Here is a 24,643-nt window from a genome sequence, read left to right on the forward strand (position 1 = left end):
CTCTAACAGTGATAGAGTAATGAGTATTCCACAGTTACCCTATCAGTGATAGAGAGATGAGCGAAAAAAATACCGCGGCGCGTTTAACGCGCGAAACCGTGCTGCGCGGGGCGCTGGAGCTGCTGAATGACATCGGCATCGACGCCCTGAGCACCCGCCGTCTGGCGCAACATCTGGGCGTACAATCGCCCACGCTTTATTGGCATTTCAAGAACAAGGCCGAGCTGCTGAAGGCGATGGCGGAAACCATCATGCTGGATCACCGTGAAGAGATGCCCGCTGACATGCCCTGGCGAGCCTGGGTCACCGCCAATGCGGTCAACTTTCGCCGCGCGTTGCTGGCTTACCGCGACGGTGCGCGCCTGCATGCCGGCACCCGTCCGCAGGAACCGCAGTTCGCGATCATCGAGGCCAAGGTGGCACTGTTGTGCCGGGCGGGATTTACGCCGGAACGCGCGGTTAACCTGCTGTTCGCCGTTGGCCGCTTCGTGGTGGGCTGGGTGCTGGAAGAACAGCAAATGCAGCCTGACGACGCGCTGAACGAGGCCGACCGTCGGCGTTACCCGCTGCTGTGCGAAGGCTGGGAAGGATTGCAGGAGAAGGGCGCAGACAGGCTGTTCGAGGCGGGCGTCAGGCTGCTGGTCGACGGTGCCGAAGCCGGATTGACGAACGACAATAATCACGGCGGGCAACCATAAAACCGGGCTTATCTATAGGAAATTTATAGAAAATACCCACTTTTCGTTAAAGCCGTCACGGCTACATTCCCTTAACATTATCAGGTCTTTTGACGATAATGATAAATATCTTGCCTGGCTGCTCATGGCAACGATGCTACGGATTAAATCCGTTAATTTGAGGGATAGTTTCACCATGGAAATCAATGTTAACGGCCGAGTGGTTCCACTCGGCGACGTCTCGCCCGATACGCCGCTGCTGTACGTGTTACGCAACGATCTGCAATTGAACGGCCCCAAATACGGCTGCGGCCTGGGGGAGTGCGGCGCCTGCACGGTGCTGCTCAACGGCGTCGCCGCACGTTCTTGCTCCATGCCGCTGTCCGCGGTAGGCAACCAATCGGTCACCACGCTGGAGGGCCTGGGAACATCGGAAGCGCTGCATCCGGTGCAGCAGGGATTTATCGATGAGCAGGCGGCGCAATGCGGCTACTGCGCCAACGGCATGATCATGACGCTGGTCGCGCTGTTCGAACGTGAACCCGAGGCGGACGAACAGGCAGTCAAGAAAGAGCTGGCCTATAACCTGTGCCGCTGCGGCACCCATCTTGAGATTTTGCGCGCCGCCGAACGCGCTCGCGAACTGCTGGCAGCGCGGAGGCAAGCATGAGCCGTCTCGAACTGACCCGCCGACAGCTGCTGCAGGCCGGCGGTGTGGTGATGGTCAGCAGCCTGCTGCCCGCATCGTTTAACGCCTTCGCCGCCGAACCCGCCTCAACGCCCGCCGATCTGCCGCTGGACAGGGTGGACAGCTTTATCAGCCTCACCGCCGACGGGCGGGTGACGGCATTCAACGGCCACGTCGATCTGGGCACCGGCATTCGCACCGCGCTGGCGCAGATCGTCGCCGATGAAATCTGCGTGCCGTTCGAGCAAGTGACGATGATCCTTGGCGATACGCAACGCACGCCGGATCAGGGGCCGACCATCGCCAGCGCCACCATTCAGGTGACGTCGGTGCCGCTGCGGCAGGCGGCGGCGCAGGTGCGCCACATGCTGACGGCGCTGGCGGCCAAGGCTTTCGAACTGCCGGCCGAACAGTTGACGGCGGCGGCCGGCCACGTGTTTGTGACGCAACAGCCGGGGCGATCGTTGAGCTATGCGCAACTGGCGAGCGGGCAGAATCTGCACGTCGCGTTGGATAAAAATGTTCAGCTGAACAGCGAACAACAGAACCGTTATGTCGGCCGCGCCGTCGCCCGGGTCGATATTCCGGCCAAAGTGAGCGGCGCGCTGACCTATGTGCACGATCTGCGCCTGCCCGGCATGTTGCATGGCCGGGTGGTGCGTCCACCTTATGTGGGCGCAGACAGCAGCGCGCCGCTGGGCGGCGGCCTGTTGTCAGTGGATGAAGGGTCGATCTCGCACCTGCCGGGCATCGTGAGACTGGTGGTGATCAACGATTTCATCGGCATCGTGGCCGAGCGCGAAGAGCAGGCGATCGCCGCCATGCGCCAGCTGAAAACCGAATGGAAATCCTGGGCCGGGTTGCCGGATCTGTCGCCTGAAGCGCTGCCCGCCGCGCTGGAGGCCAATCCGAAAAACGACCGCGTGCTGCGCGACGATGCGGGCACGGACGCCGCGCTGGCGGCACTGCATACCGAAGTGCGGGCAGACTATGTCTGGCCCTACCATCAGCACGCCTCGATCGGCCCTTCCTGCGCGGTCGCCGACGTTAAAGACGGGCGGGCGCAGGTGTGGTCTGGCACGCAAAATCCGCACGATCTGCGCAAAGACATCGCCAGGCTGCTCGAGCTGCCGTCCGAGCAGGTGCACATCACCCGCATGGAGGCCTCCGGTTGCTATGGCCGCAACTGCGCCGATGACGTTTCGGCGGACGCGGCCCTGCTGGCGCGGGCGACCGGTCGCCCGGTGCGGGTACAGCTGATGCGCGAACAGGAGTCCGGCTGGGAGCCGAAGGGCACCGGCCAGCTGATCCGGGTGCGCGGCGGTCTGGACGCGCAAAACCGGGTGGCGGCCTACGAGCTGAAAACCAGCTATCCCTCCAACAACGCCGTGACCCTGCCGCTGGTGTTAACCGGCAAAGTGGCCAACCGGGCCGATGTGCAGCAAATGGGCGATCGCACCGCCATTCCGCAATACGACTACCCGCACATGCGGGTGATTTGTCAGGACGCTGCGCCGATCGTACGGGCGTCGTGGATGCGAGGCGTATCGGCCTTGCCCAACGTGTTCGCTCACGAATCCTGGATCGACGAGCTGGCCTGGCGCGCCGGCGAGGATCCGATCGCCTTCCGCCTGCGTTATCTGAACGATCCGCGCGCGGTGGCCCTGATCGAGGCCCTGAAGCGGCAGGCGAACTGGCAAGACGGCCCGGCGCACCGGTCGCGCGCCGCCGGCGCCGAAGTGGTGAGCGGCCGCGGCTTCGCCTATGCGCGCTATTTCCACAGCAAATTCCCTGGCTTTGGCGCCGCCTGGGCGGCCTGGGTGTGCGATCTTCGCGTCAATCGCCTTTCCGGGCAGATCACGCTCGATAAAATCTTCGTGGCGCACGACTGCGGTCGCATGATCAACCCGGCCGGGGTGCGCCATCAAGTGCATGGCAACATCATCCAGTCTGCCAGCCGGGTGTTGAAAGAGTTCGTGACCTTCAGCGAGACGGGCGTGACGTCATTGGACTGGGGAGGGTATCCCATCCTGCGCTTTGACGAACTGCCGCAGATCGATATCCAACTGATCGACCGTCCGGACGAAGCGCCGATGGGCGCCGGAGAGTCTGCCTCGGTGCCGAGTGCGGCGGCGATTGGCAACGCACTGTTTGACGCGCTCGGCGTGCGCCTGCGCGAGGTGCCGTTCACGCCGGCACGCGTACTGGCCGCGCTGCGTGCTCAGGCCGGTCACTAAACCCCGTCACGAACAAGGACAGCAACCATGAACAAGATGAAAAAGATCGCCGGATGGGGCGGCGTAACGGTGCTCGCCGTTGTGGTGGCCGGCGTTGTCGCCAGCTGGCAGCCGGAAATCGCGCCGCTTGCCGCCGATGCGACGCACAGCTTCAGCCAGGCGCAGATCGCGCGCGGCAAAACGCTGGCCGATCTCGGCGACTGCGCGGTGTGCCACACCCGCTCGGGCGGCGAGCGCAATACCGGCGGACTGGCGATGGAGATCCCGTTCGGCACCATTTACACCACCAACATCACGCCGGACGTGGAAACCGGCATCGGCAGCTGGAGCTACGCGGCGTTTGAGCGCGCCATGCGGCACGGCATCGATCGACAGGGGCGCTATCTCTATCCGGCGTTTCCCTATACCGCCTTTACCCGCACCAGCGACGCCGATCTGCAGGCGCTTTACGCCTACCTGATGTCGCAGCCAGCGGTGAAATCTCGGCCGCCGGCCACCGATTTGCACTTCCCGTTCAATATTCGTCAGGGCATCTTCGCCTGGAACTGGCTGTTCCTGACGCCGGGCGCGATGAAGGAAGATCCTGCTCAGAGCGCCGACTGGAACCGCGGCGCTTACCTGGTCGAAGGGCTGGGGCACTGCAGCGCCTGCCATTCGCCGCGCAACGTGCTGTTCGGTGAGAAAACCGGCGCCGATCACCTGGCGGGCGGGGTGGCGGAAGGCTGGACAGCGCCGGCGTTGACCGCTCGCTCACCTGCGCCGCTCGTCTGGACGCAGCAGGATCTGGTCGATTTCATGCGCACCGGCTACTCGGCCAACCACGGCGTCGCCGCCGGCCCGATGGCGCCGGTGATCGAAGAAGGGCTGTCGCGCTTGCCGCAGCCCGATCTGCAGGCGATCGCCGTCTATCTGCGCAGCTATCATCCTGAAACGGCGTCGGGCTCCACGGCGGCAGCCTTGAACGCCCAGGCGGAGCGCCAGGTTGAGCCCTTGAACTCGCAAGGGGCGCGGCTGTTTTCCGGCGCCTGCATGGCTTGCCATGCGCAGGAGAAAGGCGCGCAGATGGCGGGGGTGCGGCCGTCTCTGGCGCTGAATACCAACCTGTACGCCGCCACGCCGGACAACGCCATTCGCGTGGTGCTGGATGGCATACAGCGGCCGGCCAACGCCGAACTGGGCTATATGCCGGGCTTCCGTTATAACCTGGATGACGCGCAGATCGCCATACTGCTCAACTACCTGCGGCAGCACTACGCCGGTCAGTCGCCGTGGCCTGACTTGAAGGCGGAGGTCGGCCGTTTGCGCGCCGAAACCGCGCAGAAATAGCCGCCGGGGGCTGGACAGCCGCGCAGGGTTGGCGACAATAGGCGTTTTCACATGGATAGAGGCAGTAAAATGAATACGTTAGATGCGATCCACCAGCGCCGCGCCACCAAGCAGTTCGATACGCAGCACGCGATGACGTTCGAAGAGAAAAAAGCGTTGCTGACCATCGCGCTGCAGGGCGCGCCCAGCGCTTTCAACCTGCAGCATTGGCGCCCGCTGCTGATCGAAGATCGCGCGCAGCGCGAGAAAATTCGCGAGGCGGCGTGGGGGCAGGCGCAGGTGACCGACGCGTCGATGCTGGTCGTGCTGTGCGGCGATCTGTCGAGCTGGGAATCACAGGTAAAAAACGTCTGGGCCGAAGCGGCGGAGCCGGTACAGCAGTTTATGATCCCGGCCGTCGATCAGTACTATCGCGGCAAGCCGCAGGTGCAGCGCGACGAAGTCATGCGCAGCAGCGGCATTTTCGCCCAGACGCTGATGCTGGCGGCCAAGGCTCAAGGCTACGACTCTTGCCCGATGGACGGTTTTGATTTCGACGCCGTGGGTGAGATTATCAATAAACCGGCGCATTATCAGATCGCACTGATGGTCGCCATCGGCAAGGCGGCGGGGCAACCTTATCCGCGCATCGGCAAGCTGCCGTTCGACGAGGTGGTGAAAACCGACCGCTTCTGATCTGAGCGTTAAATAGCAAAAGGGAAGGCGCAAGCCTTCCCTTATTTTTTACGACGCACAGTTCGTTCCAATAGCTGAAACGAATGCGCCGTTGCAGGCGGTGATGCCACATAGAACACTCCTTCTACCCTACACGGTATAAATAAATAACACCGTGCCTGGCACAAGGCGAATGCCTTATTGTGCATAGCTTGCCCGGCGAGCGGGATTAGCGATATTTGTTGACGTTGGCCACGGCGGAATCTAACGACGTTACCTTATATTTCCAATAGGTTATTTTATTGGCCTGCGCTGCGCCCACCGCACCGAAATAGGCTTGCCACGCCGTGCCGCTGGTCAACAAATCGGTAAACATCTGCCCCAGGTCGGTGACGTTCCACAGGGTACGGTAGCCTTTCACCGCAGAAGGTGCCGGCGGCGTATGCTGAACATAGTCGCCAACCGAATACCGGTTCTCATAGGCCATAAATACGGTGTAGACCCGTCCGTGCGGCGCCGTATGCTGGTACCAGGGGATCACCACAAAATGGTGTACGGGAGGGCCGATCATAAAATGCCAAACGGCGGTTTCCGAGTTCGCCCCAGCAAAGCCCAGCGCGATATTGATATTCTTTTGCATATCACGGTTATTTTCGATCGTGGTTCCGGCTCCGCTGTCGTCTTGCGTTTTACCATAAACGGCCCGGCTCATTTGGGCGGGGACGCCCGGGCAATTGTTTATTGCCATCAGAAAACGATTGCTGACAATGGCATTAATTAATGTTTCACCGGTATTGCTCATATTGATATTTCTCCACACGCAAGATAAATAATCTAATTATTGGCAAGATTAATAATTAGCATGGATTAAATATACTGAATGACGGCGTCGATAATAAGGTTAGACAAAAATCGCCGTTGGCATTCGTTTATGTTCACTTATTTTCTGCATCACGATGACGGGTTCGGCTGCCGTTAATGAGGGGGCCAGGTCTGTGGGTGAATGGACGTTTATTGAACATCATGCCTGCCGCCGCGCCGAGAATGGCCAGCGTACCCAGCAGCTGCAGCAGGCTGAGGCGATGGCCGAACGCCGCCCAGTCCACCACGATCGCCACCGCCGGGTAGATAAACGACAGGGCGCCGACCAGAGAGGTGGGGATTTTCTGGATAGCGCCGTAGAGCAACGTGGACATAACCCCGGTATGCACCAGTCCGATGGTCGCCAGCAGCAGCCAATCGGTCGGTTCTGCGGGAAGGTGGGCCAGACCGGCGAACGGTGCCATCGCCAAGGCGCCGACGGTCAACTGAATCAACACGATCAGCTGCGGCGGCAGCGCGGCCAGCTGTTTGACAATCGCCGCCGCAATGGCGTACATCAGGGCCGCGCCCAGCGCCAGCGCCACGCCGAGCAGGTAATCACCGCTGTCGCCGCCGCTTTGCCGGCCGGTGACCATCAGCACCATCCCCGCAAACGCCAGCACAAGCCAGCCCAACTGATTGATCGTCAGCTTTTCGCCGAACAGCAACGCCCCCAGCGCCACCAACATGAACGGTTGCACATGGTAGGTGACGGTGGCGACGGCGATCGAAGCATGCGCATAGGCGGCAAACAGCAGCGTCCAATTGAGCACCAGCGCGATGCCGCCCAGGATGGCGAAGGCCAGCTGTCGCCGGTTGATCGCACCCTGTTTTAACTGGCCGAGCGCGGCGCAGGTGGCCAGCATCGCCATCGCGCCAAACGCGCAGCGCCAAAATACCACCGTGGCGGGCGGCTGCCCTAACACCAGCACCGGCCAACCGACGGTGCCAGAAATCATCATGGCGAGGATCATTTGTGCCGCGCCGCGCGTTTTCGCTTTCATGGGGTTTCCCTCGTCGCCTGACCGCGCTTGCGGTGAAACGGGTTAATCATTAAAATGAACAATCGAACATTATGATGAACACAGATGCACTTGTTCGTCAAGTTGAACAAACGTTTTATATAGCGAACAGTGAGTGACAATCAGATGCAGAACATTACGCCTATCGGCCTGCTGTCGGCGGCGATCCGCCGCGAGCGGGAGCGGTTAAATCTGTCGGTGACCGAACTGGCAAAACGCGCGGGCATCGCCAAGTCCACGCTGTCGCAGCTCGAAGCCGGCAGCGGCAACCCCAGCCTGGAAACGCTGTGGGCGCTGGCGATGGCGCTGGACGTGCCGGTCAGCCGGTTGATTTCGCAGCCGAGCAGGCAGGTGCAAGTGATCCGCGCCCATGAGGGAACGCCGGCGCTGTCGGAGCAGGGCAACTACGCCGCCACGCTGTTGGCGACTTGCCCACCGGGGGCGCAACGCGATATTTATCGGCTGCGGGTGCAGCCCGGCGAAGTGAAACTCTCCCGGCCGCATCCCCCCGGCACCGTTGAGCATGTGATCATCAGCAGCGGGCGCGCGCGCCTGGGGCCGGCGGATCAGCCGCTGGAGCTGAGCGCCGGCGATTACATCAGCTACTCGGCCGATCGCGAACATGTATTCGAAGCGCTGGAGCCGGAGACCACCGCCGTGATGCTGATCGAACAGGGCTAACCCGGGCGTTGAAGGTCCGTTTATTGAAAATGATTCTCAATTATATTAGTGTGCCCGCCTGTTTTGACGCCGGGACGAGCGGGTAGCCCGGCGTCGCCGTTTATTGCCCTTCAAGGACCGAAGATGAAAATCGCTATTCCTTCCATACTGTTACTCGCCGGTTTGACGGCGACGCACCCGGCCACCGTGTTGGCGGTTGCCGCGCCTGCGGCGGCAGAGCAAGGCCAGAACGACACGGCCAACAATGATTTCAGCTTCGTGCGCTATCGCGCGGATTACCGCGTCAACGCCAACGCCACCAACGTGAAAACGGAAAGCTACGAGGTGCTGCTAAAGACCAAGGCGGCGATCGAGAAATTCAGCCAGATTCGCCTGAGCTACAGCGAAAAAATGGAAACGCTCGAGGTGGTCGCCGCCTATACGCTGACCGCCGACGGCCAACGCCACGATGTGGCGCCCGACCGCATCTATACCCAGGAGAGCTACTCCAGCGCCACGGCGCCGCTGTACGCCGATCGCAAGGTGCGCGTCATCGTGTTTTCCAACCTGGCGCCGGGCTCGCGCGTGGTGTATGAGCTGCGCCGCACGCAAAACACGCCATATTTTCCCGACTATTTCGGCCTGTGGGAAACGTTCAGCGTCTTCGATCAGTTCGACGACGCCGAAGTGACCCTGCAGGCGCCGGCCAAGCTGCCGATGCATATTTTCACCCGCGGCGTGGCGGGTGGCGACCAGCCGCAGATCCGCGGCGGACAGGCGCACTGGCGCTGGCATTATTCGCGCAGCGCGCCGATGAAGGCGCAAAACTGGGCGGCGGACAGCTGGACCTTCAGCCCGACCATCATGGCCAGCACCTACCGCGATTGGCCGCAGTTGGCCAAGGCCTACCAGCTGAAGGCCGGCGCGGCGGCGAAGGTGACGCCGGGCATTCAGGCGCTGGCGGACAACATCACCGCCGGCATCAGCGATCGGCGCCAGCAGGCGGAGGCGCTCTATCGCTGGGTGGCGCAAAACATTCGCTATGTGGCGGTGTATCTGGGCAACGGTGGGCTGGAGCCGAATTCGGCGCAGAGCATTCTCGATAACCACTACGGCGACTGTAAGGATCACGTGGTGATCCTGGAAGCGTTGCTCGCCGCCAAGGGCATCGAAAGCTCACCGGTGCTGATCGGCATGGACGAAGGCCCGATACTGCCTAAAGTGCCGCTGCTCAGCCGCTTTAATCACGCCATCACCTACGTGCCCGAGTTCAAACTGTACCTGGACTCCACCAACCCTTGGGCGCGGTTCGGCCAGCTGCCGGAAGGCGACCTGGGCGCGCCGGTGCTGCTGACGCGCGACGCCAAACTGGCGCGCACGCCGGGCAGCGACGAGCAACCGGTCAAGAGCGCGTTGAGCGTCGATTTCGTGTTCGACAAGGCCGGCAACCTGCAGGGGGAGACCGAGCGTCGGCTAAGCGAAGTGGAAGAGATTGACCTGCGGGGCTACTTCTCGCAGATCAACCGGCAGAACCGGGCACAGGCCGAAGCGTCAATCATGTCCGCATCCGGCATCGACGGCAGCGGCGAGGTGGCGATGAACAGCGATCCGCTGGATCTCAAGAAACAGTTCGGTTACCGCTTCCGCTTCAAGGCGGATGACTACGTCGATTTCGGCGTGGTGGGCGGCATGACCTTGCCCAATCCGCCCGGCGGCAAATCGTTCCGCACGCTGTATACCACCACGGCGGCGCCGGGCAACGAAACCCCGTTCTACTGCAGCGCGCAGCGCTACGACGAAACCTACCGCCTGCAGCTGCCGGCCAACGTGCCGATCATCGCCATTCCGCAAGACAGGCAGTTCCGCAATGCGGCGGGCGACTATCGCGTCGAGTGGCGCCGCGACGGGCAGCAGGTGATCGTCAATCACCGCCTGCAGGTAAACGCCATTCGCGGCAAGGAAGCGCTGTGCCAGGCGCAGGATTACCCGGCGTTCCGCGAGCTGTTCCAGCAGGTGCGGCGCGGTTTCCGTGGCCAGGTGGTTTACGGCGAGTTGGCCAACGGCAAATAAGCCGATGTCCGTAGCTGGATAAAAAAAGGCCCCCAGACAGACAAGAGTTTGGGGGCCGTAGCGCTCCCTCTAGGCGATATCGACCGCGCGCACCTCTTTGGATCTCAATTTCACCCGGATTGGCACCGATTTGTACGAAGGCGTGCCGCTTTCCTCATCGATGTAATGCAACGGCACCAGCACGTTGGCCTCCGGATAATAGGCGCCGACCGAACCGGCCGAGATGTTGTAGGCGATCACCGTGATGCCTTCCAGGCGTTGAGTGCAGCCGGGCAACGCCGTTTCCAGGTCGACCACGTCGCCATGTTCCAACCCCAAACGTTGCAGATCGCTGTCATTCATGAACAGCACGTCGCGCCGGCCGAAAACCCCGCGGTAGCGATCGTCCAGAGCATAGATGGTGGTGTTGTACTGATCGTGGCTGCGCAGGGTGATCAGCCGCAGCGTATCTTGTTCCGCCGCAATCTGGTCTTCGTGCAGCCCGCTGAACACCGAAAACATCGCTTTGCCCGTCGCCGTCGGCCACTGGCGCTCGGTCGGCGGCAACGGCATGCGGAAACCGCCCGGTTGGCGAATGCGCGCGTTGTAATCGTCGAAACCCGGTATGGTTTTTTCGATCAGATCGCGTATCACGTCGTAATCTTCGATCAGCTCATCCCAGGGCACTTTGCTGGCGGGCATCACCGCTTTGGCCATGCCGGCCACAATGGCGGGTTCCGAACGCAGCCATTCCGACGCCGGTTTTAATTTGCCGGACGACGCGTGCACCATCGACATCGAATCCTCCACCGTCACCGATTGCCGTCCGCCGGCCTGCAGGTCCAGCTCGGTACGGCCCAGGCAGGGCAGAATGAGGGTTTCTTTCGCCACCAACAGATGGCTGCGATTGAGTTTGGTGCCGATATGCACGCTTAACTCCAGCGCCTTCATCGCCGGGAAGCTCTGTTCGGGGTCCGGCAGCGCCACGGCGAAGTTGCCGCCCAGACAGATCAACGCCTTCGAAGCGCCGTCGATCATCGCCTGCATGCACTTCACGGCGTCGTGACCGTGGGCTTTGGGCGGCGTGAAGCCAAACACCGTTTCCAGCTTCGCCAAAAATTCGGCCGAGGGTTTTTCGGTGATGCCGACGGTGCGGTTGCCCTGCACGTTAGAGTGGCCGCGCAGCGGGCAAATGCCGGCGCCCGGTTTGCCGATGTTGCCGCGCAGCAGCAGCAGGTCGGCGATCAGGCGCACGTTGGCCGTCCCTTTATTGTGCTGCGTAATGCCCATGCCGTAGGTGACGATGGTGGCGTTGGATTTTGCGTAGGCGGCGGCCACCTGTTCCAGATCCTGGCGCGCCAGGCCGCTCTCCGCCTCGATGGCTTCCCAGCGGGTGGCCGCCAGATCGGCGGCGAAAGCCGCAAACCCTTCCGTGTGCTGGGCGATGAAGGCGTGATCCACGGCATTGCCTTGTGTTTCATCCAGCTGCAGCAGCGCTTTGGCGATGCCTTTGAGCGCCGCGGCGTCGCCACCGGCTTTAACCTGATAGTAGGTTGACGCGATAGGCGTCGAACTGTAGGTCGCCATTTCGATGACGTTTTGTGGATCGGTGAAGCGCTCGAGCGCCCGCTCGCGCAGCGGGTTAAACACGATGATCGGCACCTTTTTACGCGCCAGCTCATGCAGCGTGCCCATCATGCGCGGGTGGTTGGTGCCCGGATTGTGGCCGATGGAGATAACCAGCTCCGCGCTGTCAAAATCATCCAGCGAGACGGTGCCTTTGCCGATGCCGATCGACTGCGGCAGGCCAACGCTGGTCGGTTCATGGCACATGTTGGAGCAGTCGGGAAAGTTATTGCTGCCAAATTCGCGCGCAAACAGCTGGAACAGGTAGGCCGCCTCATTGGACGCCCGGCCGGAGGTATAAAATTCCACCTGTTCCGGCGGCAGCGTCTGCAAAACGGCGGCGATGCGTTGGAACGCCTCGTCCCAGGCCAGCGGGCGCAGGGTGTCCGTGCCGGCGTCATAAAACAGGGGCGTGGTCAGCCGGCCATAGTCTTCCAACTGGTAATCGGTTTTCTGCAGCAGTGACGTCACGGTATTTTGCGCCAGAAACTCGGGCGTCACCCGTTTGCTGGTCGCTTCCCAGGTCACGGCTTTAGCGCCGTTCTCGCAAAACTGGAAGGTGGAGCGATGTTCTTTATCCGGCCATGCGCATCCCGGGCAATCAAACCCGTCGGGTTGATTGGTGCGCATCAGCGTCACCGGCGCCTCGAAGGTATCCATCTGCGTGCGCACGGCGATGGCCGTCGCTTTCAGCGCGCCCCAACCGCCGGCGGGCCCATCGTAGGGATGAACACCGGGTACTGCTCGTCTTTTCGCCATTGTCGATTGCCTCCGATACCGCTTACGATAAATGCAGGTGATTGATTTACTATAAGTATTATTCTTATCGTCCAAGACGGAACGCAGGCGCCGGCGTGTTTAAACGCGGGCCTGTCGCTTCAGTATAGATGAGTGAAAAAGGGCGCAGCGGCAGTCTGTGCGGGGGAGTGGCGGCCCGTTGTGCCTGAGGCGGGCCGCCGGACGCGTTACTTTTTCACCACCAGGCCCACGCCGCGGCCGCGCGGATCTGAGGCGGTTTCCGGCGTGCGGCCATCGATGCGGATGACCTGAATATCGCCCATGTTCCAGCCCTGATCTTCCAGGGTGTAGCCCATGGCTTTCAGTTCGTCTGCCGGTTTGCCGGTCAGCGGCGCGAAACTGTCGTAGTACAGGGTGTCCTTCGGCAGCAGCTGATGGTGCACGCGCTGGGCGGCTACCGCCTGTGCCAGCGGCAGGTGGTAATCGTAGAGGTTATTGATCACCTGGAAGATCGAAGTGAAGATGCGCGAACCGCCCGGGGTGCCGATCACCAGGCTGACGTCGCCGTCGCGCGTGATGATGGTCGGGCTCATTGAGGAGAGCATGCGTTTGCCCGGCTCGATGGCGTTGGCGTCGCTGCCCACCACGCCAAAGGCATTGGCGACGCCCGGTTTGGCGCTGAAGTCATCCATCTCGTCGTTGAGCAGGAAGCCGGCGCCTTTGACCACCACGCCGCTGCCGAAGTCCCAGTTGAGCGTATAGGTGTTGCTGACGGCGTTGCCGGCGGCATCGACGATCGAGAAATGGGTGGTTTGGTGGGTTTCCAGCCCCGGCCGCACCTGCTCGGTCGGCGAGATCGCCGTCGGGTTGATCTCGGCGGCGCGTTTTTGCAGGTAGTCGGGGGCGATCAGCTGCGCTTCCGGCACTTTAGTGAAATCCGGATCGCCGAGGTAGTCAGCGCGATCGGCGAACACGCGTTTTTCGATCTCCGCCAGCAGGTGGATATAGCGCGCCGAGTTCAGCGGCACGCCCTTGAAGTCAGCGGCGCGATCTTCTTTTATCCCCAGCAGTTGCGCCAGCGCAATGCCGCCGGAGCTGGGCAGCGGGGCGGTATACACGGTGTTGCCGCGCCAGCTGATGCGCATCGGTTCACGCCATTTCACTCGATAATCGGCCAGATCCGCCGCGCCGATCAGCCCGTTGTCGCGCTGCATTTGCGCCACCAGCAGGCGGGCAGTTTCGCCGCGATAAAAATCGTCGGCGCCCGATTTGGCGATGCGCTCGAGAGTGGCAGCCAGCTCCGGCTGTTTGAACACCGTGCCAGGTTTCATGGCGCCGAAATAGTCGCCGAAGTTGGTTTTACCGGCGAACAGCTTGTTGGCGTCTTCACGGTACTGATACTGCTGATCCGCCACCTGAAAACCTTGCCTGGCGTAACCGATCGCCGGCGTCAGCAGCTCGGCCCAGGGCAGTTTACCGAAGCGTTTATGGGCTTCCCACAACCCCAGCACGGTGCCCGGCACGCCGGCGGCGCGGCTGCCCACCAGGCTGAGATTTTCGATCACTTCTCCTTTCTCGTTCAGATACATGGTCTTGCTGGCGGCCTTGGGCGCCACTTCGCGGTAGTCGAGAAAATAGGGCTTGCCGTCGACGTACAGCGTCATAAAGCCGCCGCCGCCGATATTGCCGGCTTCAGGGTAGGTCACCGCGAGGGTAAAGGCGGTGGCGACCGCCGCATCGACCGCGTTGCCGCCGGCCTGCAGAATTTGCGCGGCGACTTTTGCGCCATACTGATCCGGAGCGGCGACCGCGCCGGCGGTCAGATCGGCGGCAAAGGCGGCGGGAAGGGAGCAAACAAGGGTCATGCTCAGAGCTATCGTTTTCAATAAACCGGCAGACATAGGCAATCCTTTTAGCGATGTTCAGTTATCAGGTGAATTCAGCTAATTATTTCTGAAACAGCAGGTTAGCGCGTATTCTTTAGACTGTTGCGGCGCTTTATTGAAGGTAGCAGCGGTCAGGCGGCGGCGCCTGACCGGAATAGCGAATCGTGACGTGGCGCGTTATGCGCCGGCAGGCAGGGCCGACAACAGCCACTGGCAGAACTGTCGGGCGAGAGGGTTGTGTTCGCTGTCGCGGTGCAGCAGCCACGCCCAGTTGGCGCCGCGCACCCGCTGTTGGGTTAACGGTTGCAGCAGCCCGGCGTCGCGCGCGTGCTGCGCCAGCAGCTGGCTGACCAATGCGATGCCCAATCCCTGGCAAGCGGCGTCCAGCAGCAGGCCGGGATCGGAGAAGTTCAGCCCGCTATCGCGCTGACCGACGTGCGCGCCGCCCGCCACCGTCCAGTGGCTCCAGTCCATCTCGCGTTCGCCGTGCAGGGTGACGCGCTGCTCCGCCGTCAGCGTCAATAGGCTGGGATGGCAGGCGGGATAAAGCCGGTCGGTGCAGAGAACCTTAAAGGAGCAGTCCGCCTGCGCGCTGAGATCGTCGCGGATCGCCAGATCGACGCTGTCCGTCGCCATATCCGGCGGTTCGAAGCTGGTGAACAGCCACAGATCGACCTGCGGATGCCGCTGATTGAACTCGCCCAGCCGCGGCGTCAGCCAGTGACGGGCAAAGGCCGGCGTAGTGTTGACGATCAGCTGATTGGGTTTGCGGTACTGATCCAGACGGCGAATGCCGACGGCCAGCTGTTGCAGCATCACCTGCGCGGTGCTGAACAGATCCTGGCCGGCGTCGGTCAGCGTTACGCTGCGGCCGGTGCGAAAGAACAGCGGCTGTTCCAAAAATGCCTCAAGGCTGCGGATTTGCTGGCTGATCGCCGACTGGGTAAGGTGCAGCTCTTCGGCGGCCTGATGAAAACTGCCCAGACGCGCCGCCGCTTCAAAACCGCGCAGGGCGTTCAGAGGGGGCCAGTGTTTTAACATTATCGATAAGCCTGTCTAATCAGATATCCACTAAATATATCGTTTGTTGCGGCAGCCTGGGAAGACTAGCATGAGATTCAATTGCCGGAGAGTGAGATTCTCGGTTAACTATTTGAATTTAAATTAATTAAAAGAGGTTGTTTATGTCATCGCGTCGCACCTTCATCAAGCAGCTTTCGGCAGTGGCCGGCGTCGGCTTGACGGCATCGTTGGGCTTTCCATTACGCGGTCACGCACAAGCTGCGCTTAATCCGGCCTGGCGGATGCCCGACGAAGGGGAACCTCAGCTGCGGGCGTTTCTCGCCTTCGGCGCCCAGAAGGCCATCTGGGGCGGATTCACGGCGGATGTACAGGCGGCGCAAGGGCGCATCGCCCGTGCCATCGCCGAGTTTCAGCCGCTGACGGTATTTTGCCGCGCGCACGAACGGCAGCTGGCGGAGGCCACCTGCGGCAGCCAGAACGTCAGCTATGTCGTCACCGAGCTGGATGACATCTGGATGCGTGACATTGGCGCCAATTTCGTCGTTAACGACGCCGGTGCGCTGGGCGCGGTGGATTTCAACTTCAACGGTTGGGGCAATAAACAGCGGCATGCCAAGGATGCGCGTCTGGCGGCGTTCGCCGCCAAAAAATACGGCGTCGCTCAACCGCGCCGCAGCGCGCTGGTGGGCGAAGGCGGCGGTATTGAGGTGGATGGGCGCGGCACCGGCATCATGACCGAGAGCAGTTGGGTGAATGCAAACCGTAATCCAGGCTGGAACCGCGATCGGGTGGAGCAGGAGCTGAAGGCGATGCTCGGCCTGCGTAAAATTATCTGGTTGCCGGGGATCAAAGGCCGGGACATTACTGACGCCCACGTCGATTTTTACGCTCGTTTCGTGCGGCCGGGCGTGGTGGTGGCCAACCTGGATACCGATCCGGATTCTTATGATCATGCGGTCACCCAGGCGCATCTGGCGATCCTCAAGCAGGCGACCGACGCCGACGGCCGCAAGCTGCAGGTGCATACGCTTTCGCCGCCGCTGGCGCCGCGCGACAGTCGTTTCAGCCGCAACAATCCCGATTTTGCGGCGGGCTACATCAATTACTTCGTCATCAACGGCGCGGTGATCGCCCCTGAGTTTGGCGATCCGCAGGCGGATAAAGCGGCGTTTGAGCTGCTGACGGCGCTCTATCCGCAGCGCAAAGTGGTGCAGCTGGAGATCGACGCCATCGCCGCCGGCGGGGGCGGCATTCACTGTGTGACCAGCCAGTTGCCGAAACACGACGCGTGATAGGGCGTTGATTGACACGGTCGCCGGGAGGGAGTGCCCCGGCGTCCCGTTCAACCTATCCAACATGCGGACATCCTGTGGTATTCTCTCGGCCTGACTCCATTCAATTCGGAACATTGCGATGAGTAATGACGCGGATAACAGCGGCTCACAGGTAATTGCCCGGGCCGCCACCCTGTTACGGGCGCTGGAAATTCAACCGAAGGGCATGACCATCTCTCAATTATCCCGGGAAACGGGGTTGCCGCGCACCACCGTACACCGTTTGGTCACCTCGCTTGAATCGCAACAGCTGCTCATCACCGGCAGCGGCGGCGTTCAATTAGGGCCGGCGCTCGCCCGTCTGGCGGCCTCCGCGCATACGGATGTGATCACCCTGGCAAGACCGGCGATGGAAACGCTGGGCCGTCGCACCCGTGAAACCGTCGATTTGTGCGTCTACCGCGGCAGCCACGCGGTATCGGTGGGCCAGTTTGTTTCCGATCAGGAACTTCGCGTCGTATCAGCCGTTGGCACCGCCTTTCCGTGCCACTGCACGGCGCATGGCAAAGCCATTCTGGCCGAGCTGCCTGACGAAAAAATTGCGGATCTGCTCGGCGGCCAGCCGGATGTCAGAACGGATAACACCCTCAGAACCGTCTCATCCATACTGGAGGACATTCGGGAGACCAGGATCCGTCGTTACGCCATCGATCGCGAAGAGCACGCTCGCGGCGTCTGCGGCGTTGGCGTTTACCTCAATATCGGCGTCAACGAGCTTTACGCCATATCCATTGCGGTTCCAGCCATGCGTTTCGAGGAAAAGTTTGACCATCTGCTCGGTTCGCTGATGCAGTGCAAAGCGGAAATCGAAGCGATGCTGGCATAACAAGCCGGGGCGTTTGGCCTGGCAGGCGCTGAACGCCGGGGCCAGCACGCCTCGCTCCCGGCGCTGCGTTGGCGAGGGAAGGCGGCGGTCAGCTGTTGCCGAACCGGGCATAAATCTCAGGCAGAAAACGGCCGAGCGAAGAGAACTCCGTCATATCGTGGACGGCCATTTCATAGGCAAAGCCTTCCAGCGACGCTTTCGTCATCCCCGCTTTTGCGATGTATTCGCGCGAGCGTTTTCCGCCGTCAGGGAACTTGTCGAATCTATCCCAGGATTCATGCGTGCCGATCCAGTAACGGTTGACCATTTCCATCCCTTGCGGCGTGTCGCGTCCGAGATGAATCATCAGCACCAGCGGCGTTGATTGCGCATCATAAGGCGTGATGATGCCGCTGGCGTTAAAGGTAAAGCGATGCTTTTTGAGCAACTCGCTCTCGACGCCGAAGCTTTCCGGCGCATTGAAATGGATAACGCCGTCCAGATAGTTATCGCCAATGTACTCGGTAATGTGGTTCGGGTTGCCGTACAGCCGCTCAGCGTAGGACAGACGGGTATCCGCCAGACGCTTGGGATCGACAACCGAGTTGTGGATATGAGCATGAGGGAACCACAGATAGTAGCGTTCGCTCTCGATCGGGTGCCAGCAGAACCACCACTTGAACATCTCCGTGGTCACGCCCGGAAAAATATGGCGGCTTTGCGCATAGGCGCAGGGGCCACCCTCCTCAACGACGGCGTAACCCGATACCGGAAACTCGTCAAAACGCTCCAATAGGGTTTTCAGGCCCGCTTTCGTGGGTTGAAGAATGTGTTCTTTTGCCAACGGCCCCTGTTCCAGCGCGCGGATCATCTCTACGGGCGCATCCAGATTGCTGTCGAAGAACTCGGCGTAGGGCTTGCCCTGAATGCCTTTCTCATTGATTTTCAGACGTTTCTGCATCGGCACCTGATAATAGGAAATCAATGATTTATCGAGCGAAGCGCCCGCATCAGTAAACGCGCCTTTCCGCGCCGCCGCCGGTAGGGCGGATGATGGTGCCGCAATAGCGGAAGACAACAGGGATTGAGAAAGCAAGGCGCCGCCAGCCAACAGCGGAATGCGCTTGATGATATTACGACGTGAAATTTCTTTACTCATGAGCGTCTCACTTAGATTGTCGCCGACTTAGAAACGGCGGGATGGAGTGTGGTTGATATCGATTTTTGAATATCCGAATAATGGACTTTATATCCGAATAATGGTCATTATTGTGTTGCCGGATGTGGGCGATGTCAACGCTCATTGAATGGCAAAGCGCATGGATTGCCAAAAAGCGCCTGCCAATCATTGCAGCGATCTAACCGCAACCGCAGGGGTTCGCCGAACGTTGCCAGGGCGTGATTGACATTCGGTTTACAGTTTGCGCGTTGACATGTTGAACGGAAGCCTCAAGAATATCGTCCGTATATTGGATGAATCATCCATTTAATGGATATTACAGTGAGGCGCTTTATGCGTGAATTAAGAAAAATGGCGGCGTTTACGCTCTTGGCCGTGGCCTGTCTGACGATCATGGTCGGTTGCGTGATCGTTCCTGGTTTGACGGAAATCGCGAATCAGTTGGGCACGCCTTCAGCGGCCAGTTGGTTGGTCACCGTGCCGTCGTTGGGCGTGGTGATATTTGGCCCCTTCGCCGGGCGTTTTATTGACCGGGCGGGCGTTTACGCGGCGCTCAGCTGGGGACTGTTGTTGTATGGCCTGCTTGGCGCGGGAGGGCTGTTGCTTCGCGGCTTTTGGCCGGTGATGCTCGACCGCCTGCTGCTTGGCGGCGCAACGGCGATCGTGATGTCAGCCGGCACCGGTCTGATTTCTGCTTTTTACCGCGGGCAGGCGCGTTTGAAAATGATCGCTTCGCAAGGCATGTCGATCGAGCTGGGCGGCGTCATCTTTCTGTTTATCGGCGGGCTCTTGGCGACGCTCGGCTGGCGCTGGCCCTTCCTGTTGTATCTTGTCGCCTGGGTGTTGCTGGCGATGCAGTGGCTGTATGTGCCCAAACCCCAGCCTGATGTGGGCGAATCAGACAGCGTTCAGCGCGGTGATGCCAGTTCCACCGGCGCCGGCAGCTTAACAACGGTCTATTTTTCCGCAGTGCTTTCCATGATCTGCTTCTTCACCGGGATCATTGTCATCCCACAGCATTTCCACCACATGAATATCGGGGCAGCGCAAACGGGATACTTCCTGTCGTTTATCTCGCTTATCGCCGTTTTCGCCGCCGCGCTGATGCCCAGGTTGGTGGCTTTAATCAGAGAAAACGGCGCGCTTGGCGCGGCGTTTGTCTGCTATGCCGCAGCGCATCTGATCTTCGCCTCTGCGCACGGGACTGCGGCATTTGTTGCCGGCGGTATTCTGATGGGATGCGGGTTCGGATTCTCGGTGCCGTTGGTTAATCATATGACCGTAGAACGAAGTCACCCCCGCACCCGGGGGCGAAATCTGGCCTATTTATCGATGGCGATATTCTCCGGCCAGTTCTTGTCATCCTTTATGGCGTTCATTCCCGGCAGCTCATCCGCCGTTTTCCTGGGGGCGGCAGGCATCAGCATCACCACGGTTTTGGCGCTGACGCTGGCGCGCAAATTAGGGTAAATCAACCACGCTGCGCGTTTTACAGCCCGAAAAGATTTTACGCTATCCTTACGCAACCCTTTCAGAAGCGAATTCCGGCATTCGATATATTGAGAATAATCATTCTCAATAGGATCGTATTGCCATGCAGAGGAAAATGCTTTTGGTGCTCGGGCTGTCGCTGCTGCTGGCCGCCTGCGACGGACAAAACGCCGGCGCACCGGCGGGAGCGGGCGGTGAGCAGGAGGTCGGCGTCGTCACGCTGCGCGGCCAGCCAGTGACCCTGAGCAGCGAGCTGACCGGCCGAGTCAACGCCACCATGACCTCCGACGTGCGGCCGCAGGTTGACGGCATCATCAAACAGCGGTTGTTCACCGAGGGGGCGGAGGTGAAGGCCGGGCAAGTGCTGTATCAAATTGACCCCGCCAGCTATCAGGCCAGCTACGATCAGGCCTCAGCCCAGCTGAAAAACGCCCAGGCGACGGTGCAATCCACCCGGCTCAAATCGCAGCGCTATGCGGCGCTGGTGAAAGAAAACGGCGTTTCCAAACAGGACGCGGACGACGCCAAAGCCGCGTATCTGCAGGCCGTGGCGTCGGTGGCGCAGTATCAGGCGGCGCTGGAAACGGCGCGCATCAATCTCGGCTATACCCAGGTGCGTGCGCCCATCACCGGGCGCATCGGCATTTCGTCGGTGACGCCGGGCGCGTTGGTGACCGCCGGCCAAAGCGATGCGTTGACCACCATCCGCGCGCTGGATCCGATCTATGTCGACCTTACCCAGTCCAGCGCCCAGTTGCTCAAACTGCGTCGCCAGCAGGCCGCTCTGCAGCGCGGGGCGGTGACGCCGGTCGCTATCAAACTGGAAGACGGCTCGCCTTATGCCCATGCCGGCAAACTGGAGCTGACCGAGGTGGCGGTGGATGAGGCCACCGGCTCGGTCACGCTGCGCGCCGTGTTCCCCAACCCCGAGCATGAGCTGCTGCCGGGCATGTATGTGCACGCCACGGTGGACAACGGCGTCGACCCCAAAGCCATTCTGGCGCCGCAGCAGGGCATCACCCGTAACGCCAAGGGCGAAGCCACCGCGTTGGTGGTGGACGAGCAAAACAAAGTGGCGCAGCGCACCGTTGTCGCCGAGCGGGTGGTGGGCAGCAACTGGCTGATTGGCAGCGGGCTGAACGAGGGCGATCGCCTGATCGTCGAAGGCACCAGCAAGGTGACGATCGGCGCGGCGGTGAAACCGGTCGCCGTCTCGGTCGACAAAGCCCAAAGCGGAGAGCAGTAATATGGCGCAGTTCTTTATCCGCCGCCCGGTGTTCGCCTGGGTGATCGCCATCATCATCATGCTGTGCGGCCTGATGTCGATCAATTCGTTGCCCATCTCGCAGTACCCGGACGTGTCACCGCCGCAGATCTCCATCTCCGCCACCTATCCGGGGGCGGACGCGGAAACGCTGGAAAACAGCGTCACCCAGGTGATAGAGCAGCAGCTCACCGGCCTGGACGGTCTGCTGTATTTTTCATCGACCAGCAGTTCCAGCGGCTCGGTCAGCATCAACGTCACCTTTGATCAGGGTACCGATCCGGATATCGCGCAGGTGCAGGTGCAAAACAAGGTGCAACAGGCGGAGAGCCGCCTGCCGAGCGCGGTCACTGCCCAGGGCGTGACGGTCAAGAAATCCCAGAGCAGCTTCCTGCTGATCGTCGGGCTGTATGACGAGAGCGACAAGGCGACGATGGCCGACATTTCCGACTACCTGGTCAGCAACCTGCAGGATCCGCTGTCGCGCATCGAGGGCGTAGGGGACGTGCAGGTGTTCGGCTCGGAATATGCGATGCGCATCTGGCTGGATCCGACCAGGCTGGCGGCCTATGCGCTGATGCCGTCCGACGTGCAGACGGCGATCGAGGCGCAAAACACCCAGGTATCCGCCGGTAAAATCGGCGATCTGCCGGCCGCCGCCGATCAGCAGCTGACCGCCACGGTGAAGGCGCAGTCGCGGCTGCAAACGCCGGAACAGTTCCGCAATATCATCCTGAAAAGCGACAGCAGCGGCGCGCTGGTGCGCTTGGGCGACGTGGCGCGGGTTGAGCTCGGCAATGAAGACTATTCCGCCAGCGCGCACCTCAACGGTCACCCGGCGGCGGGGATCGCGGTCAAGCTGGCAGCGGGCGCCAACGCGCTCAATACCGCCAAACTGGTGAAGGCCAAAGTGGCGGAATACCAAAGCGCGATGCCGCACGGTTATAAGGTGGCCTACCCGAAAGACAGCACCGACTTCATCAACATCTCGATCGAGGAGGTGGTGAAAACGCTGTTCGAGGCGGTGGTCCTGGTGGTGGTGGTGATGTTCGTGTTCCTGCAAAACCTGCGCACCACGCTGATCCCAACCATCACCGTGCCGGTGGTGTTGCTGGGCACCTTCGGCGTGCTGGCGGCGTTCGGCTACTCGATCAATACCCTGACGCTGTTCGGCATGGTGTTGGCGATCGGGCTGTTGGTGGACGACGCCATCGTGGTGGTGGAAAACGTCGAACGCGTGATGCGCGAAGATAAGCTGCCGCCGCGCGAGGCGACGGAGAAATCGATGCGCGAGATCACCGGCGCGCTGGTCGGCATCGCGCTGGTGCTGTCGGCGGTGTTCCTGCCGATGGCGTTCTTCGGCGGTTCAACCGGGGTGATCTACCGTCAGTTCTCGATCACCGTCGTCTCCTCGATGGTGCTGTCGGTCGTGCTGGCGTTGACGCTGGCGCCGGCGCTGTGCGCCACGTTGCTGAAAGCGTCGCATGAAGAACAGACCGACAAAGGGCTGCTGGGTAAATTCAACCGCGGCTATAACCGGCTGCAGGAGAAGTACGCCGGCAAGGTCGGCAGGGTGATCCACCGGCCGACGCGCTACCTGCTGCTGTACGGCCTGCTGCTGATCGCCGCCGCCGTGATGTACCTGCGCCTGCCGACCGGCTTTCTGCCCAATGAGGATCAGGGTTCGGTCATGGTACAGTACACCTTGCCGGCCGGCGCGACCAACGCCCGCACCTCGGCGGTGAGCGAGGCGGTCACCGCCTATTTCCTCGAACAGGAAAAGGCCAACATCAGCACCATTTTCACCATCAACGGCTTCGGTTTCAGCGGCAGCGGGCAAAACGCCGGCATGGCGTTTGTCAGCCTCAAAGACTGGAGCCAACGCGGCGGCAGCGAAAACACCGCCGACGCCATCGCCAAACGCGCCATGGCGCATTTCGCCTCGCTGCGCGACGCCCAGGTGTTCTCCATGAGCCCACCGGCGATCGACGGCTTCGGCCAGTCCGACGGCTTTACCTTCGAGCTGCAGGCCAAAGGGGCGACCACCCGCGCCGAACTGCAGGCGATGCGCGATCAGATCGTCGCCGCCGCCGCCGGCAATCCGTCGCTGTTGGCGGTGCGCGCCAACACCTTGCCGGACACGCCGCAGCTGCAGGTGGAGATCGACAGCGGCAAACTGCAGGCGCTCGGCCTGAGCGCCGGCGACGTCAACAGCACGCTTAGCAGCGCGTTCGGCAGCACCTACGTCAACGACTTTATCGATCGCAACCGGGTGAAAAAGGTCTATATGCAGGGCGACGTAGCGTATCGCGCCAAGCCGGAAGATCTCGACAAATGGTTTGTGCGCGGTACCAACGCGGCGGGCGACAGCAGCATGACGCCGTTCTCCGCTTTTGCTTCCTCACACTGGATCTACGGCCCGGAAAACCTGTCGCGCTATAACGGGCTGTCGTCGTTCGAGATCACCGGACAGGGCGCCGCCGGCGTCAGCTCCGGCACGGCGATGAGCGAGATGGAAAAACTGGCGGCGAAATTCTCCGCCGGCAGCAGCTATTCCTGGAGCGGGCTCTCCTATCAGGAGCGGCTGACCAGCGGCCAGGCGTCGTCGCTGTACGCCATTTCGCTCATCGTGGTGTTCCTGTGCCTGGCGGCGCTGTATGAGAGCTGGTCGATTCCGTTTGCGGTGATGTTGGTGGTGCCGATGGGCATCGTCGGTTCGCTGCTGGCGATCACGCTGCGCGGGCTGGAAAACGATATCTACTTCCAGGTGGCGCTGCTCACCATCGTCGGTTTGTCGGCGAAAAACGCCATTTTGATCGTCGAGTTCGCCGAAGAGATGCACCAGCGCGGTGAAACGCTGATTGGCGCGGCGATCCACGCGGCGCGCATGCGTCTGCGGCCGATCCTGATGACCTCGCTGGCGTTTACCGCCGGGGTGCTGCCGCTGGCGGTATCCAGCGGCGCCGGGGCCAACAGCCGCATCGCCATCGGTACCGGCATTATCGGCGGCACCATTACCGCGACCCTATTGGCCATCTTTTTCGTCCCGCTGTTTTATGTGCTGGTGCGCCGCGTGTTTAGCCGCCGCGCCGCCAGCAGGCCGCCACAGGCAGGAGAATAAC

The 24,643-nt window shown here is 61.3% G+C and carries 18 protein-coding genes; 12 read left to right on the forward strand and 6 right to left on the reverse strand.

Annotated elements, in window-relative coordinates; all coding sequences use genetic code 11:
* Window positions 1–56: 56 nt before the first annotated feature.
* The 5 genes from tetR (at window position 57) to ACRAWE_RS07305 (ending at window position 5,603) form a co-directional block, all read left to right on the forward strand.
* Entirely contained in the window at window positions 57–698 is a 642-nt protein-coding gene (gene tetR, locus ACRAWE_RS07285; RefSeq protein ID WP_019455407.1) for a tetracycline resistance transcriptional repressor TetR, read from the forward strand.
* A gap of 175 nt (window positions 699–873) precedes the next feature.
* Window positions 874–1,347 (forward strand): (2Fe-2S)-binding protein, encoded by a 474-nt coding sequence (locus ACRAWE_RS07290; RefSeq protein WP_019455406.1) that lies wholly within the window; start codon window positions 874–876, stop codon window positions 1,345–1,347.
* Window positions 1,344–3,602, forward strand: coding sequence for a xanthine dehydrogenase family protein molybdopterin-binding subunit (locus tag ACRAWE_RS07295; RefSeq protein ID WP_211129796.1), 2,259 nt, complete (start codon window positions 1,344–1,346; stop codon window positions 3,600–3,602). Before ACRAWE_RS07290 ends, ACRAWE_RS07295 begins: the two co-directional genes overlap by 4 nt.
* Before the next feature lie 27 nt (window positions 3,603–3,629).
* Window positions 3,630–4,928, forward strand: a complete 1,299-nt coding sequence (locus tag ACRAWE_RS07300; RefSeq protein WP_432525174.1) for a c-type cytochrome — start codon at window positions 3,630–3,632, stop codon at window positions 4,926–4,928.
* Window positions 4,929–4,997: 69 nt separating this feature from the next.
* On the forward strand, window positions 4,998–5,603 hold the full coding sequence (locus ACRAWE_RS07305; RefSeq protein WP_211129798.1) for a nitroreductase family protein: 606 nt from the start codon (window positions 4,998–5,000) through the stop codon (window positions 5,601–5,603).
* 208 nt (window positions 5,604–5,811) lie between these two features.
* Here ACRAWE_RS07305 and ACRAWE_RS07310 read toward each other — a convergent pair whose 3' ends face one another.
* Both ACRAWE_RS07310 and ACRAWE_RS07315 read right to left on the reverse strand, forming a co-directional pair.
* Window positions 5,812–6,384, reverse strand: coding sequence for a hypothetical protein (locus ACRAWE_RS07310; RefSeq protein WP_195933980.1), 573 nt, complete (start codon window positions 6,382–6,384; stop codon window positions 5,812–5,814).
* Window positions 6,385–6,517: 133 nt separating this feature from the next.
* On the reverse strand, window positions 6,518–7,447 hold the full coding sequence (locus tag ACRAWE_RS07315) for a DMT family transporter (RefSeq protein WP_154746228.1): 930 nt from the start codon (window positions 7,445–7,447) through the stop codon (window positions 6,518–6,520).
* Window positions 7,448–7,591: 144 nt separating this feature from the next.
* Between ACRAWE_RS07315 and ACRAWE_RS07320 the strand changes: the two genes are divergently transcribed.
* Complete coding sequence (locus ACRAWE_RS07320) at window positions 7,592–8,146, forward strand: helix-turn-helix domain-containing protein (RefSeq protein ID WP_141972936.1); 555 nt, start codon at window positions 7,592–7,594, stop codon at window positions 8,144–8,146.
* 123 nt (window positions 8,147–8,269) lie between these two features.
* A complete protein-coding gene (locus ACRAWE_RS07325; RefSeq protein ID WP_019455399.1) occupies window positions 8,270–10,195 on the forward strand; it encodes a DUF3857 domain-containing protein in 1,926 nt (641 codons plus the stop codon).
* A 69-nt stretch (window positions 10,196–10,264) separates the two neighbouring features.
* Here the strand turns inward: ACRAWE_RS07325 and ACRAWE_RS07330 are convergent, their stop codons facing one another.
* The 3 genes from ACRAWE_RS07330 to ACRAWE_RS07340 all read right to left on the reverse strand — a co-directional run bounded on the left by ACRAWE_RS07330 (window position 10,265) and on the right by ACRAWE_RS07340 (window position 15,465).
* The gene (locus ACRAWE_RS07330) at window positions 10,265–12,559 is read right to left on the reverse strand and encodes an FdhF/YdeP family oxidoreductase (protein ID WP_211129799.1); all 2,295 of its coding nucleotides are present in this window, start codon (window positions 12,557–12,559) and stop codon (window positions 10,265–10,267) included.
* Between the two features lie 206 nt (window positions 12,560–12,765).
* Window positions 12,766–14,439 (reverse strand): gamma-glutamyltransferase, encoded by a 1,674-nt coding sequence (gene ggt, locus ACRAWE_RS07335; protein ID WP_432525175.1) that lies wholly within the window; start codon window positions 14,437–14,439, stop codon window positions 12,766–12,768.
* A 162-nt stretch (window positions 14,440–14,601) separates the two neighbouring features.
* Window positions 14,602–15,465, reverse strand: coding sequence for a LysR substrate-binding domain-containing protein (locus ACRAWE_RS07340; RefSeq protein WP_019455396.1), 864 nt, complete (start codon window positions 15,463–15,465; stop codon window positions 14,602–14,604).
* A 143-nt stretch (window positions 15,466–15,608) separates the two neighbouring features.
* Here ACRAWE_RS07340 and ACRAWE_RS07345 point away from each other — a divergent pair, with 143 nt between their 5' ends.
* Together ACRAWE_RS07345 and ACRAWE_RS07350 are read left to right on the forward strand one after the other, a co-directional pair.
* Window positions 15,609–16,739, forward strand: coding sequence for an agmatine deiminase family protein (locus ACRAWE_RS07345; RefSeq protein ID WP_154746225.1), 1,131 nt, complete (start codon window positions 15,609–15,611; stop codon window positions 16,737–16,739).
* A 121-nt stretch (window positions 16,740–16,860) separates the two neighbouring features.
* Window positions 16,861–17,607, forward strand: a complete 747-nt coding sequence (locus ACRAWE_RS07350) for an IclR family transcriptional regulator (protein ID WP_063919490.1) — start codon at window positions 16,861–16,863, stop codon at window positions 17,605–17,607.
* 88 nt (window positions 17,608–17,695) lie between these two features.
* Here the strand turns inward: ACRAWE_RS07350 and ACRAWE_RS07355 are convergent, their stop codons facing one another.
* Window positions 17,696–18,745: a DAPG hydrolase family protein gene (locus ACRAWE_RS07355; protein ID WP_019455393.1), complete on the reverse strand. Its 1,050-nt coding sequence runs from the start codon at window positions 18,743–18,745 to the stop codon at window positions 17,696–17,698.
* Between the two features lie 354 nt (window positions 18,746–19,099).
* On the opposite strand from ACRAWE_RS07355, the gene ACRAWE_RS07360 reads away from it, so the two are divergent.
* The 3 genes from ACRAWE_RS07360 (at window position 19,100) to ACRAWE_RS07370 (ending at window position 24,642) form a co-directional block, all read left to right on the forward strand.
* Window positions 19,100–20,236: an MFS transporter gene (locus ACRAWE_RS07360; protein WP_432525176.1), complete on the forward strand. Its 1,137-nt coding sequence runs from the start codon at window positions 19,100–19,102 to the stop codon at window positions 20,234–20,236.
* Between the two features lie 124 nt (window positions 20,237–20,360).
* A complete protein-coding gene (locus ACRAWE_RS07365) occupies window positions 20,361–21,503 on the forward strand; it encodes an efflux RND transporter periplasmic adaptor subunit (RefSeq protein WP_074054194.1) in 1,143 nt (380 codons plus the stop codon).
* Window position 21,504: 1 nt separating this feature from the next.
* The gene (locus ACRAWE_RS07370) at window positions 21,505–24,642 is read left to right on the forward strand and encodes an efflux RND transporter permease subunit (RefSeq protein ID WP_432525177.1); all 3,138 of its coding nucleotides are present in this window, start codon (window positions 21,505–21,507) and stop codon (window positions 24,640–24,642) included.
* Window position 24,643: the final 1 nt, after the last annotated feature.

The sequence above is a fragment of the Serratia sp. BFP-2025 genome (assembly GCF_050880365.1).
Lineage (GTDB): Bacteria > Pseudomonadota > Gammaproteobacteria > Enterobacterales > Enterobacteriaceae > Serratia > Serratia surfactantfaciens.

Excerpts from the sequence above, each read along its gene's own strand:
- ACRAWE_RS07300 (WP_432525174.1), top strand. The coding sequence starts at position 3,630 with ATGAACAAGATGAAAAAGATCGCCGGATGGGGCGGCGTAACGGTGCTC.
- ACRAWE_RS07295 (WP_211129796.1), top strand. The coding sequence starts at position 1,344 with ATGAGCCGTCTCGAACTGACCCGCCGACAGCTGCTGCAGGCCGGCGGT.
- ggt (WP_432525175.1), bottom strand. The coding sequence starts at position 14,439 with ATGTCTGCCGGTTTATTGAAAACGATAGCTCTGAGCATGACCCTTGTT.
- tetR (WP_019455407.1), top strand. The coding sequence starts at position 57 with ATGAGCGAAAAAAATACCGCGGCGCGTTTAACGCGCGAAACCGTGCTG.
- ACRAWE_RS07345 (WP_154746225.1), top strand. The coding sequence starts at position 15,609 with ATGTCATCGCGTCGCACCTTCATCAAGCAGCTTTCGGCAGTGGCCGGC.
- ACRAWE_RS07325 (WP_019455399.1), top strand. The coding sequence starts at position 8,270 with ATGAAAATCGCTATTCCTTCCATACTGTTACTCGCCGGTTTGACGGCG.
- ACRAWE_RS07370 (WP_432525177.1), top strand. The coding sequence starts at position 21,505 with ATGGCGCAGTTCTTTATCCGCCGCCCGGTGTTCGCCTGGGTGATCGCC.
- ACRAWE_RS07340 (WP_019455396.1), bottom strand. The coding sequence starts at position 15,465 with ATGTTAAAACACTGGCCCCCTCTGAACGCCCTGCGCGGTTTTGAAGCG.
- ACRAWE_RS07290 (WP_019455406.1), top strand. The coding sequence starts at position 874 with ATGGAAATCAATGTTAACGGCCGAGTGGTTCCACTCGGCGACGTCTCG.
- ACRAWE_RS07330 (WP_211129799.1), bottom strand. The coding sequence starts at position 12,559 with ATGGCGAAAAGACGAGCAGTACCCGGTGTTCATCCCTACGATGGGCCC.
- ACRAWE_RS07315 (WP_154746228.1), bottom strand. The coding sequence starts at position 7,447 with ATGAAAGCGAAAACGCGCGGCGCGGCACAAATGATCCTCGCCATGATG.
- ACRAWE_RS07350 (WP_063919490.1), top strand. The coding sequence starts at position 16,861 with ATGAGTAATGACGCGGATAACAGCGGCTCACAGGTAATTGCCCGGGCC.
- ACRAWE_RS07365 (WP_074054194.1), top strand. The coding sequence starts at position 20,361 with ATGCAGAGGAAAATGCTTTTGGTGCTCGGGCTGTCGCTGCTGCTGGCC.
- ACRAWE_RS07320 (WP_141972936.1), top strand. The coding sequence starts at position 7,592 with ATGCAGAACATTACGCCTATCGGCCTGCTGTCGGCGGCGATCCGCCGC.
- ACRAWE_RS07360 (WP_432525176.1), top strand. The coding sequence starts at position 19,100 with ATGCGTGAATTAAGAAAAATGGCGGCGTTTACGCTCTTGGCCGTGGCC.
- ACRAWE_RS07310 (WP_195933980.1), bottom strand. The coding sequence starts at position 6,384 with ATGAGCAATACCGGTGAAACATTAATTAATGCCATTGTCAGCAATCGT.
- ACRAWE_RS07305 (WP_211129798.1), top strand. The coding sequence starts at position 4,998 with ATGAATACGTTAGATGCGATCCACCAGCGCCGCGCCACCAAGCAGTTC.
- ACRAWE_RS07355 (WP_019455393.1), bottom strand. The coding sequence starts at position 18,745 with ATGAGTAAAGAAATTTCACGTCGTAATATCATCAAGCGCATTCCGCTG.